This is a genomic window from Streptomyces sp. NPDC045026 (assembly GCF_056432625.1).
In genome coordinates, this window is sequence record NZ_JBWKIS010000043.1 from 44,005 (window position 1) to 55,831 (window position 11,827).

General features: G+C 69.0%; 9 protein-coding genes and 1 pseudogene. 8 read left to right on the forward strand and 2 right to left on the reverse strand.

Annotated elements, in window-relative coordinates:
- Positions 1-101: 101 nt before the first annotated feature.
- From yajC to AC07EJ_RS43590, 5 genes are all read left to right on the forward strand, one after another.
- Positions 102-593, forward strand: a complete 492-nt coding sequence (gene yajC / locus AC07EJ_RS43570; RefSeq protein WP_389483801.1) for a preprotein translocase subunit YajC — start codon at positions 102-104, stop codon at positions 591-593.
- A gap of 139 nt (positions 594-732) precedes the next feature.
- Complete coding sequence (secD, locus tag AC07EJ_RS43575; RefSeq protein ID WP_389483798.1) at positions 733-2,502, forward strand: protein translocase subunit SecD; 1,770 nt, start codon at positions 733-735, stop codon at positions 2,500-2,502.
- 1 nt (position 2,503) lies between these two features.
- The gene (gene secF / locus AC07EJ_RS43580; RefSeq protein ID WP_389483795.1) at positions 2,504-3,628 is read left to right on the forward strand and encodes a protein translocase subunit SecF; all 1,125 of its coding nucleotides are present in this window, start codon (positions 2,504-2,506) and stop codon (positions 3,626-3,628) included.
- Positions 3,625-4,173, forward strand: coding sequence for an adenine phosphoribosyltransferase (locus tag AC07EJ_RS43585; protein WP_478886317.1), 549 nt, complete (start codon positions 3,625-3,627; stop codon positions 4,171-4,173). The genes secF and AC07EJ_RS43585 overlap by 4 nt, the downstream gene beginning before the upstream one ends.
- A 169-nt stretch (positions 4,174-4,342) precedes the next feature.
- Positions 4,343-6,949: a RelA/SpoT family protein gene (locus AC07EJ_RS43590; RefSeq protein ID WP_393585444.1), complete on the forward strand. Its 2,607-nt coding sequence runs from the start codon at positions 4,343-4,345 to the stop codon at positions 6,947-6,949.
- Between the two features lie 87 nt (positions 6,950-7,036).
- Here AC07EJ_RS43590 and AC07EJ_RS43595 read toward each other — a convergent pair whose 3' ends face one another.
- Positions 7,037-8,269: a DUF349 domain-containing protein gene (locus tag AC07EJ_RS43595; protein WP_478886318.1), complete on the reverse strand. Its 1,233-nt coding sequence runs from the start codon at positions 8,267-8,269 to the stop codon at positions 7,037-7,039.
- Between the two features lie 134 nt (positions 8,270-8,403).
- Positions 8,404-9,216, reverse strand: a complete 813-nt coding sequence (locus AC07EJ_RS43600) for a peptidylprolyl isomerase (protein WP_478886319.1) — start codon at positions 9,214-9,216, stop codon at positions 8,404-8,406.
- Positions 9,217-9,432: 216 nt separating this feature from the next.
- On the opposite strand from AC07EJ_RS43600, the gene AC07EJ_RS43605 reads away from it, so the two are divergent.
- From AC07EJ_RS43605 to AC07EJ_RS43615, 3 genes and pseudogenes are all read left to right on the forward strand, one after another.
- On the forward strand, positions 9,433-10,143 hold the full coding sequence (locus AC07EJ_RS43605; RefSeq protein WP_389483779.1) for an MBL fold metallo-hydrolase: 711 nt from the start codon (positions 9,433-9,435) through the stop codon (positions 10,141-10,143).
- Between the two features lie 12 nt (positions 10,144-10,155).
- Positions 10,156-11,418: a histidine--tRNA ligase gene (gene hisS / locus AC07EJ_RS43610; protein ID WP_389483776.1), complete on the forward strand. Its 1,263-nt coding sequence runs from the start codon at positions 10,156-10,158 to the stop codon at positions 11,416-11,418.
- Between the two features lie 227 nt (positions 11,419-11,645).
- A pseudogene (locus AC07EJ_RS43615) lies at positions 11,646-11,827 on the forward strand (vitamin K epoxide reductase family protein); the annotation flags it as partial.

Below are 11,827 nucleotides of genomic sequence, written 5' to 3' on the forward strand. Positions count from 1 at the left end.
ACTCGCTTAGACTCCGCCGATGCCGCCCTTGTGGACGGCGTGCCCACCCCCATCCAACAGGCCGCTTACGTGCGCGGTCGTGCGAAGGAAATTTCCGTCCCGTGAATATCGTGACCCTCCTCCCGTTCATCGTGCTCATCGGGGCCATGTTCCTGATGACCCGCTCCGCCAAGAAGAAGCAGCAGGCGGCCGGCCAGATGCGGGACCAGATGCAGCCCGGTTCCGGCGTCCGCACGATCGGGGGCATGTACGCCACCGTCAAGGAGGTCCACGACGAGATGGTCCTTCTCGAGGTGGCCCCCGGCGTCCACGCGTGCTACGCGAAGAACTCGATCGGCGCCGTCCTCGACGACGACGAGTACAACCGCATCGTCCACGGCACCGAGAGTGACGACCACGACGCCCTCGGCGCCGATGGTGCGATCGTCCCGGACGACGCTTCCTCCCTCACCGAGACCGACGAGACCACCGACGCGTCTGACGACTCGCGCATCGACCTCGGCAAGAAGGACGAGGCTGCCTCCACCGACGCAGCCTCCGAGGCCGAAGGCGCCGAGCCGAAGAAGACCGACGGCGAGTCCGACGCGAAGTAGTCACGCCCCCAGGGCCGCGCGCGCCCGCTCGCGCGACGCGGTCCCGGACGTGTGATTTCCGCACGGATTCTCGACACCATTTCATGGCCGTCCGGGCACGTACCCCGCTGCTGGACGGATGGAGAGGGAGAACGAGAAGGTGGCAGCACCCAAGAAGGGCCGAAGTCACGGCGCCCAGAGCAGGCCGGGCCGCACACTGGCCTTCATCCTGATCGCGATGGTGGCGCTGACCGGCGGGATGTTCCTGTCCGGCCACACCACGCCGCGCCTGGGCATCGACCTCGCCGGTGGTACGAGCATCACGCTCAAGGCGAAGAGCGAGCCGGGCCAGAAGAACGCGGTCAACCAGACCAACATGAACACGGCCGTGAGCATCATCGAGCGCCGCGTCAACGGTCTGGGTGTCACGGAGTCCGAGGTCCAGACCCAGGGCTCCGACAACATCATCGTCAACATCCCCAAGGGGACGAACGAGGCGCAGGCGCGCGAGCAGGTCGGCACGACCGCCCAGCTCTACTTCCGCCCCGTGATCACCGTGGCCGCCGGTGCGCCCACCCCCAAGCCCTCCGCCAGCCCCTCGGGCTCGGACAAGGACAAGGCGACCGACAAGGCCACGGACAGCAGCAAGGACAAGGCGTCCGGTTCGCCGACCGGCACGCCGACCCCGTCCGCGACCCCGCAGGGCCGCGCCGTCACCGACGGCCTGAAGGCCGACTCCTCGCCGTCGCCGAGCGCCAGCTCCTCCGCGAGCGGCAAGCCCACCCCCTCGGCCAGCCCCACCCCGGACGCGGCCACCGCCGCGCTGCAGAAGAAGTTCACGGACCTCGACTGCACCGACAAGGCCGCCCGAAGCCAGGTCACCTCGGGCGTCAAGCCCGAGGACACGGCCGTGGCGTGCGGCAAGAACTCGTCCGGCCAGTGGGAGAAGTACATCCTCGGCCCGGCCGAGGTGAACGGCAAGGACGTCGACAAGGCGCAGGCCACGATCAACCAGCAGACCGGTGCCTGGGTCGTCAACATGGACTTCACGGGCGGCGGCTCGAAGAAGTTCGCGAAGATCACCAGCAAGCTCTCGCAGCAGCAGCCGCCGATGAACCAGTTCGCCATCGTGCTCGACGGTGACGTGGTCTCGGCCCCCAGCGTCAGCTCGACCCTGAGCGGCAGCGCGGAGATCTCCGGCAGCTTCAACCAGCAGTCCGCCCAGGACCTGGCCAACGTGCTGTCCTACGGTGCCCTCCCGCTCTCCTTCCAGGAGCAGAGCGTCACGACGGTCACCGCGGCCCTCGGCGGCGAGCAGCTGCACGCCGGCCTGATCGCCGGCGCCATCGGCCTCCTGCTGGTCGTCATCTACCTGGTGGTCTACTACCGCGGCCTGTCGCTGATCGCGCTCGCCTCGCTCCTCGTGTCCGCGGTCCTCACCTACGTGATCATGACGCTGCTCGGCCCGGCCATCGGCTTCGCGCTGAACCTGCCGGCGGTCTGCGGTGCGATCGTGGCGATCGGAATCACGGCGGACTCGTTCATCGTGTTCTTCGAACGGATCAGGGACGAGATTCGCGAGGGCCGCTCGCTTCGGCCGTCCGTCGAGCGCGCCTGGCCCCGTGCCCGGCGCACGATCCTGGTCTCCGACTTCGTGTCGTTCCTCGCCGCCGCGGTGCTGTTCGTCGTCACCGTCGGCAAGGTCCAGGGCTTCGCGTTCACGCTCGGCCTGACCACCGTGCTCGACGTGGTCGTCGTCTTCCTGTTCACCAAGCCGCTGATGACGATCCTGGCCCGCAAGAAGTTCTTCGCGAGCGGACACCCGTGGTCCGGGCTCGACCCGAAGCGCCTCGGCGCCAAGCCGCCACTGCGCCGCACGCGCCGTGCCCCCGGCTCTTCCGTAGGCCCTGTCGACACGAAGGAGGCGTGAGATGTCGAAGCTCGGCCATCTCGGCGCCCGGCTCATCCGCGGTGAAGTCGGCTACGACTTCATCGGCAAGCGCAAGATCTGGTACGGCATCTCGATCCTGATCACCATCACGGCCATCGTCGGCCTGGCGGTGCGTGGTCTGAACATGGGCATCGAGTTCGAGGGCGGCGCGGTCTTCACCACTCCGAAGACCAGCGTCTCCGCGGGCACGGCGGAGCGCTCCGCCGAAGCGGCCTCCGGGCACGACGCGATCGTCCAGGAGCTCGGCACCGGCGGTCTGCGCATCCAGATCTCCGGCGTGGACACCGCGAAGTCCGACCAGATCAAGACCGAACTCGCCAAGGACCTGAACGTCCCCGAGGCGAAGATCAACGCCGACCTCGTCGGACCCAGCTGGGGCGAGACGATCGCCAACAAGGCATGGACCGGCCTGATCGTGTTCATGATCCTCGTGGTGATCTATCTGGCCATCGCCTTCGAGTGGCGCATGGCGGTCGCGGCCCTGGTCGCACTGATCCACGACATCACGATCACGGTCGGGATCTACGCCCTGGTCGGCTTCGAGGTCACCACGGGCACCATCATCGGTCTGCTGACCATCCTCGGTTACTCGCTCTACGACACGGTGGTGGTCTTCGACTCCTTGAAGGAGGGCACGAAGGACATCACCAAGCAGACCCGCTACACGTACAGCGAGATCGCCAACCGCTCCATCAACGGCACGCTGGTGCGATCGATCAACACCACGATCGTCGCGCTGCTGCCGGTGGCGGGCCTGCTGTTCATCGGCGGCGGCTTCCTCGGCGCGGGCATGCTCAACGACATCTCGCTGTCGCTGTTCGTCGGTCTCGCGGCCGGTGCGTACTCGTCGATCTTCATCGCCACTCCGCTCGTCGCCGACCTCAAGGAGCGCGACCCGCAGATCAAGGCCCTGAAGAAGCGCGTGCTCGCCAAGCGCGCGTCGGCGGCCGCCAAGGGCGAGTCGGTCGAGGCCCCGGCGCCGCAGGGCGACGACTTCGACGACGACACGTCGGACGACGAGACGGCGACCGCGGTCGTCGGACCCCGCCACCAGCCGGCCTCGCGGGGCCGCGGCCGCGGCCGCCCCTCGGGGAAGCGCCGATGACCGAGCTCACCGGCATCAGCGAGCTGCTGCTCAGCCGCATCCGCGATGTGCCGGACTACCCGGAGCCGGGCGTGATGTTCAAGGACATCACCCCGCTCCTGGCGGACCCGTCGGCCTTCACGGCACTCACCGACGTGCTCGCGGAGCTCTGCGTCGCGAACAGCGCCACCAAGGTCGTCGGCCTGGAGGCGCGCGGGTTCATCCTGGGCGCCCCGGTCGCCGTACGCGCCGGGCTCGGCTTCATCCCCGTACGCAAGGCCGGCAAGCTCCCCGGGGCGACGCTCAGCCAGTCGTACGACCTGGAGTACGGGTCGGCCGAGATCGAGGTGCACGCCGAGGACCTGGTCGCGAGTGACCGCGTCATGGTGATCGACGACGTCCTCGCCACCGGTGGCACGGCCGAGGCGTCGGTGCGGCTCATCCGGCGCGCGGGCGCCGAGGTCGCCGGGATCGCCGTCCTGATGGAGCTGGGATTCCTGGGCGGCCGCGAGCGGCTGCTTCCGGCCCTCGACGGCGCCCCGCTGGACTCACTGCTCATGGTCTGAACACCTGGTCACAGGCGTAAGGGCGGGCCCGGAGGAATCCGGTGCCCGCCTTTTGCGTTTCAGCTGTTGAAAGCCGTCCCACCGGCCGAAGGCGAGCGGGCGGCCCAGTGTCGATACCATGGGCTTTCCGGGACCTGAACGGGGGACCCGTCGCGCACGAGGAGCGCCGTTGCCAGACGAGGCCAAGCCACTCTCCCCCAGCGCCGAGCGCGTGGGGGTACCCACAGCCGCCAAGCCCGACCAGAAGGCCGACAAGGCCGCGGCTCCCACAGCCGTGCCCGCGAAGCCCGGGAAGACCGGGCAGGGCTCCACCGGCGCCCCGGGCGGCAAGGCGGCCGAGCAGCAGCCGCGCCCCAAGCCCCCGGCAGAAAAGCCCCCGGCCGGCAAGCGCCCAGCCCCCGGCCCCGCTGCCGCCGCCCCGGCTCCCGCCACGCCGCCCACGCCGCCCGTGGTGCGTCCCGCAGCGGGCCAGCCCGCTCGCTCCGGCTCCTCGAACCGCGTCCGCGCCCGCCTCGCCCGTCTCGGCGTGCAGCGTTCGAACCCGTACAACCCCGTTCTCGAGCCGCTGCTGCGGATAGTGCGCAGCAACGACCCGAAGATCGAGACGTCCACGCTGCGCCAGGTCGAGCGCGCCTACCAGGTCGCCGAGCGCTGGCACCGCGGCCAGAAGCGCAAGAGCGGCGACCCGTACATCACGCACCCGCTCGCGGTGACGACGATCCTCGCCGAGCTCGGCATGGACCCCGCGACGCTGATGGCGGGCCTGCTCCACGACACCGTCGAGGACACCGAGTACGGCCTGGACACCCTGCGCCGCGACTTCGGCGACCAGGTCGCCCTGCTCGTCGACGGCGTCACCAAGCTGGACAAGGTCAAGTTCGGCGAGGCCGCGCAGGCCGAGACCGTGCGCAAGATGGTCGTCGCGATGGCCAAGGACCCGCGCGTCCTGGTCATCAAGCTCGCCGACCGCCTGCACAACATGCGCACGATGCGCTACCTCAAGCGCGAGAAGCAGGAGAAGAAGGCCCGCGAGACGCTGGAGATCTACGCTCCGCTGGCGCACCGCCTGGGCATGAACACCATCAAGTGGGAGCTGGAGGACCTCGCCTTCGCGATCCTCTACCCCAAGATGTACGACGAGATCGTGCGTCTGGTGGCCGAGCGCGCGCCCAAGCGCGACGAGTACCTCGCCATAGTGACCGACGAGGTGCAGAGCGACCTGCGCGCCGCCCGCATCAAGGCGACCGTCACCGGCCGCCCGAAGCACTACTACAGCGTCTACCAGAAGATGATCGTCCGCGGCCGTGACTTCGCGGAGATCTACGACCTGGTGGGCATCCGTGTCCTTGTCGACACGGTGAGGGACTGTTACGCCGCCCTCGGCACGGTGCACGCGCGATGGAACCCGGTCCCCGGCCGGTTCAAGGACTACATCGCGATGCCCAAGTTCAACATGTACCAGTCGCTGCACACGACGGTGATCGGCCCCAACGGCAAGCCCGTTGAGCTCCAGATCCGTACGTTCGACATGCACCGCCGCGCCGAGTACGGCATCGCCGCGCACTGGAAGTACAAGCAGGAGGCCGTTGCCGGCGCCTCCAAGGTGCGCAGTGACCAGCCGAAGGCCACCGGCAAGGACGACCACCTCAACGACATGGCGTGGCTGCGCCAGTTGCTCGACTGGCAGAAGGAGACGGAGGACCCGGGCGAGTTCCTGGAGTCCCTGCGCTTCGACCTCTCGCGCAACGAGGTCTTCGTCTTCACGCCGAAGGGCGACGTCATAGCGCTCCCGGCCGGCGCGACCCCCGTCGACTTCTCGTACGCGGTCCACACGGAGGTCGGCCACCGCACCATAGGAGCGCGGGTCAACGGGCGGCTCGTGCCGCTCGAATCGACCCTGGACAACGGCGACTTGGTGGAGGTCTTCACCTCCAAGGCCGAGGGCGCGGGCCCGTCCCGGGACTGGCTCGGCTTCGTCAAGTCCCCGCGCGCCCGCAACAAGATCCGCGCCTGGTTCTCCAAGGAGCGCCGCGACGAGGCGATCGAGCAGGGCAAGGACGCCATCGTCCGCGCCATGCGCAAGCAGAACCTGCCGATCCAGCGCATCCTGACGGGCGACTCCCTCGTCACGCTCGCGCACGAGATGCGCTACCCCGACATCTCGTCCCTGTACGCGGCGATCGGCGAAGGCCACGTCACCGCGCAGAGCGTCGTCCAGAAGCTCGTGCAGGCCCTCGGCGGCGAGGACGCCGCGAACGAGGACATCGCCGAGAGCGCACCCCCGTCGCGCGGCCGCTCCAAGCGCCGTGCGAACGCCGACCCCGGCGTGGTCGTCAAGGGTGTCGAGGACGTCTGGGTCAAGCTGGCCCGCTGCTGTACGCCCGTCCCCGGCGACCCCATCATCGGCTTCGTCACGCGCGGCAGCGGCGTATCGGTGCACCGCAGCGACTGTGTCAACGTCGAGTCGCTGTCCCGCGAGCCCGAGCGGATCCTCGAAGTCGAGTGGGCGCCCACGCAGTCCTCCGTCTTCCTGGTCGCCATACAGGTCGAGGCCCTGGACCGCTCGCGGCTGCTCTCGGACGTCACCAGGGTCCTGTCCGACCAGCACGTCAACATCCTGTCCGCGGCCGTGCAGACGTCCCGCGACCGGGTGGCCACCTCCCGCTTCACCTTCGAGATGGGCGACCCCAAGCACCTCGGTCACGTCCTGAAGGCGGTCAGGGGAGTGGAGGGCGTCTACGACGTCTACCGCGTGACGTCGGCGCGCAGGCCGTAGTCGACAGACACGCGCAGGCCGTAGTCGACAGACATGAGAAGGGCCCCCGGCGCCGAGCGCCGGGGGCCCTTCTCATGCGATGACTGCTCAGCCGCCGAACTCGTGCAGGCCCTTGAGTGCCTGGTCGAGCAGCGCCTGACGGCCGTCGAGCTCACGCTGGAGCTTGTCGGCCCTCGCGTTGTTGCCCTGTGCGCGGGCCGTGTCGATCTGGCCACGCAGCTTGTCGACCGCCGCCTGGAGCTGACCGGTGAGTCCCGCGGCACGCGCGCGTGCCTCCGGGTTCGTCCGGCGCCACTCGGTCTCCTCGGACTCCTGAAGCGCCCGCTCCACGGCGTGCATCCGGCCCTCGACCTTCGGACGCGCATCGCGCGGCACGTGGCCGATGGCCTCCCAGCGCTCGTTGATCGAGCGGAAGGCGGCGCGGGCCGTCTTCAGGTCCCCGATCGGCAGGAGCTTCTCGGCCTCGTCCGCGAGTTCCTCCTTGAGCTTGAGGTTCTCGCCCTGCTCGGCGTCCCGCTCGGCGAAGACACCGCTGCGCGCCGCGAAGAACACGTCCTGGGCGCCGCGGAAGCGGTTCCACAGGTCGTCCTCGTGCTCGCGCTGGGCGCGGCCCGCGGCCTTCCAGTCCGTCATCAGATCGCGGTACCGCGCGGCCGTGGCCACCCAGTCGGTCGAGCCCGACAGCGACTCGGCCTCGGCGACCAGCTTCTCCTTGGCCTGGCGGGCGTCCTCGCGCTGCGCGTCCAGCGAGGCGAAGTGCGCCTTGCGGCGCTTCGAGAACGCCGAGCGCGCGTGCGAGAAGCGGTGCCACAGCTCGTCGTCCGACTTGCGGTCCAGGCGCGGCAGACCCTTCCAAGTGTCCACCAGCGCCCGCAGCCGCTCGCCGGCCGCGCGCCACTGCTCGCTCTGGGCCAGCTCCTCGGCCTCGGTGACCAGGGCCTCCTTGGCGTGCCGCGCCTCGTCGGACTGCTTCGCCTTCTGGACCTTGCGCTCCTCGCGGCGCGCATCGACGGTCTCGACGAGCTTGTCCAGGCGCTTGCCCAGAGCCTCCAGATCGCCGACGGCGTGCGCATCGGTCACCTGCTCGCGCAGGTGCTCGATGGCCGTCGTGGCTTCCTTCGCCGACAGGTCGGTCGTCTGCACCCGGCGCTCGAGGAGCCCGATCTCGACGACCAGGCCGTCGTACTTGCGCTTGAAGTAGACGAGGGCCTCATCAGGAGAACCTGCCTGCCACGAACCGACTTCACGCTCGCTGCCGTCGGCCGAACGCACGTACACGGTCCCCGTCTCGTCGACGCGGCCCCACGGGTCGCTGCTCACAGCGCCTCCTCCACATGATGCCTGCAGGGCGCCTTGGGGGCCCGGGCATCGTCCACAGTTTCGTCACGGCCAACATAGGCGACCGGCGGGGCGGCTGTCCGCATCCCGCGCGACCGAAATTTCACCGCCGGCGGTCAGGATTTCTTCACGGTCGCCTTGTCGATCACGACCGTGGCGTTCGGGGCGCCGTCGCCCTGCCCGGTGCTCTCACCAGCGGCGGCGATCTTCTTGAGCGCCTTCATACCGGAATCGGAAATGGTCCCGAACGGTGTGTAGCTCGGCGGCAACTGACTGTCCTGGTACACGAGGAAGAACTGGCTGCCGCCGGTGTGCTTCTGGCCCGTGTTCGCCATCGCGATCGTGCCCGCCGGGTACACGTTCGCCTTCAGGCTTTTGTCCTTCAGGTTCTCGTCCGGGATCGTGTAGCCCGGACCGCCCGCGCCGGTGCCCTTCGGGTCGCCGCACTGCAGGACGTAGATGCCGTTGGTGGTGAGCCGGTGGCACTTGGTGTGGTCGAAGAAGCCCTTGCCGGCGAGGAAGTCGAAGGAGTTGACCGTGTGCGGGGCCTCCTTCGCCTTGAGGTCGATGCCGATGTCGCCGCACGTCGTCGCGAGGTTCATCGTGTAGCCGGCCGACTTGTCGATGGTGAGTGCCGGCTCCTTCTTCCAGCTGAGCGGCTTCACCTTGCCCGCGGCGGGCTTCTCGCACGGGTCGGCTGCCTTGGAGGGGCTCGCGCTCGGCTTGGAGGCCGCGGAGTCCTTCGTGTCCTTGCCGTCGAAGGCCCCGGCGGCGAACGCGCCCGCGCCCGCCACCACGACCACGGCCAACGCCGACGCGATCACCGTGTTGCGTGTGCGCGCCCTGCGCCGCGCCGACTCCCGCCGCTGCTGCTGCCGCAAGAACTTCTCCCGGGCGAGCTGCCGCCGCCGCTGATCGTTGCTGACCACCGGGTCTACTCCTCGTACGTCTCGAGACCTGATTCCGAACCGATGCGAAGTGATCCGAACGGGACGAACCTGATCTGAACTGGACCTGTTACGACCGCCTGCTGTGTGCCCCGTACCGTATATGGGTTAGCTGTGGAATCGGCAGCGCCGGTAGGCTCTGATCTGCCGCATTCTTCTGCGGACACACTTCCGCCGGACGACATACGAAGGACGATCGTGCTGATTGCCGGGTTCCCCGCCGGGGCCTGGGGCACCAACTGTTACCTGGTTGCCCCCGCCGCGGGTGAGGAGTGCGTGATCATCGACCCGGGCCACCAGGCCACCCAGGGAGTCGAGGACGCGCTCAAGAAGCATCGGCTCAAGCCGGTCGCGGTCATCCTCACGCATGGCCACATCGACCACGTCGCCTCCGTCGTCCCCGTGTGCGGAGCCCATGACGTCCCGGCGTGGATCCACCCCTCCGACCGCTACATGATGAGCGATCCGGAGAAGGCGCTCGGCCGCTCCATCGGCATGCCGCTGATGGGCGAGCTGACGGTGGGGGAGCCCGACGACGTGCGGGAGCTGAGCGACGGCTCCGAACTGAAGCTGGCCGGCCTCGACCTGACCGTGGCGCACGCGCCGGGTCATACCAAGGGGTCGGTGGCTTTCACGATGCCCGAGAGCGCGGACGTCCCGTCCGTGTTCTTCTCCGGGGATCTGCTCTTCGCCGGCTCCATCGGACGCACCGATCTGCCCGGTGGCTCCATGGACGACATGCTCGAATCGCTGGCACGCGTGTGCCTGCCGCTCGACGACTCGACCGTGGTGCTCTCCGGGCACGGCTCCCAGACGACCATCGGCCAGGAGCGCGCCACCAACCCGTATCTGCGGCAGGTGGCCGCCGGCCAGGGAACCTCATTCCAGGCTCCCCGACGAGGAATGTGACGAGAGACTTCCGTGAGCACCTTTCAGGCCCCCAAGGGCACGTACGACCTGCTTCCCCCCGACTCCGCCAAGTACCTCGCGGTGCGCGACGCCATCTCCACCCCGCTGAGGAACTCCGGCTACGGCTACGTCGAGACGCCCGGCTTCGAGAACGTCGAGCTGTTCGCGCGCGGTGTCGGTGAGTCCACCGACATCGTCACCAAGGAGATGTACGCCTTCGAGACCAAGGGCGGCGACAGGCTCGCCCTGCGCCCCGAGGGCACCGCGTCCGTGCTGCGTGCCGCGCTGGAGGCCAACCTTCACAAGGCCGGCAACCTCCCCGTGAAGCTCTGGTACTCCGGCTCGTACTACCGCTACGAGCGCCCCCAGAAGGGCCGCTACAGGCACTTCTCGCAGGTCGGCGCCGAGGCGATCGGCACCGAGGACCCGGCGCTCGACGCCGAGCTGATCATCCTGGCCGATCAGGCGTACCGCTCGCTCGGGCTGCGCGACTTCCGCATCCTGCTGAACTCGCTCGGCGACAAGGAGTGCCGCCCGGTCTACCGCGCCGCGCTCCAGGACTTCCTGCGCGGCCTCGACCTCGACGAGGACACCCTGCGCCGCGCCGAGATCAACCCGCTGCGCGTCCTCGACGACAAGCGCCCCGACGTCCAGAAGCAGCTCGTCGGCGCGCCCTCGCTGCGCGACTACCTGTGCGACGGCTGCAAGGCGTACCACGAGGAGGTCCGCGAGCTCCTGACCGCCGAGGGTGTCGCCTACGAGGACGACGAGAAGCTGGTCCGCGGGCTCGACTACTACACGCGCACCACCTTCGAGTTCGTCCACGACGGCCTCGGCTCGCAGTCCGCGGTGGGCGGCGGCGGGCGCTACGACGGCCTCTCCGAGATGATCGGCGGCCCGTCGCTGCCTTCCGTCGGCTGGGCGCTCGGCGTCGACCGTACGGTCCTGGCGCTGGAGGCGGAGGGCGTGGAGCTCGAACTCCCCTCCACCACCAGCGTGTTCGCGGTCCCGCTCGGCGACGAGGCGCGCCGCGTCCTCTTCTCCAAGGTCACGGAGCTGCGCCGGGCCGGCGTCTCCACCGACTTCTCGTACGGCGGCAAGGGCCTCAAGGGCGCGATGAAGAACGCGAACCGCAGCGGCGCGCGCTTCACCATCGTCGCCGGCGAACGCGACCTCGCCGACGGCGTCGTGCAGCTCAAGGACATGGAGTCGGGCGAGCAGGACGCGGTGGCGGTCGACGAGATCGTGGCTGTCCTGAAGAACAAGCTGGCGTAGCCCGGCACGTCGGTCGATGACAGAGCGGGTCACGGGCACGGCCCTGTGACCCGCTCTGTCGGTTTGTGCGCTGTGTGTCGTCGTCTTGTCAGGGAGCGTTCCGCAGGAGCGAACGTTCCGGGACCGTCGGCCGTACATGCTTATGGCCATCGAACGGTGGACACACAGGAGCGTGCGGCAGAATGAGGCTGCCAGCAGGCCACCACCACGAGCGACGGAACGGCGTGATGAGCAAGACGACCACGGCAAGCGACAGCGCCTCTTCCACCGGCGACGGAGCGGACGCTCCTCGCAGTGCCGGGGGTTCCCTGGGTTTCGCGTTGCTTCTGGTGATCACCGGTGCGGCGGGGCTGCTCGCGGCGTGGGTCATCACGATCGACAAGTTCAAGCTGCTGGAGGACCCGAACTT

Excerpts from the sequence above, each read along its gene's own strand:
- secF (WP_389483795.1), top strand. The coding sequence starts at position 2,504 with ATGTCGAAGCTCGGCCATCTCGGCGCCCGGCTCATCCGCGGTGAAGTC.
- AC07EJ_RS43585 (WP_478886317.1), top strand. The coding sequence starts at position 3,625 with ATGACCGAGCTCACCGGCATCAGCGAGCTGCTGCTCAGCCGCATCCGC.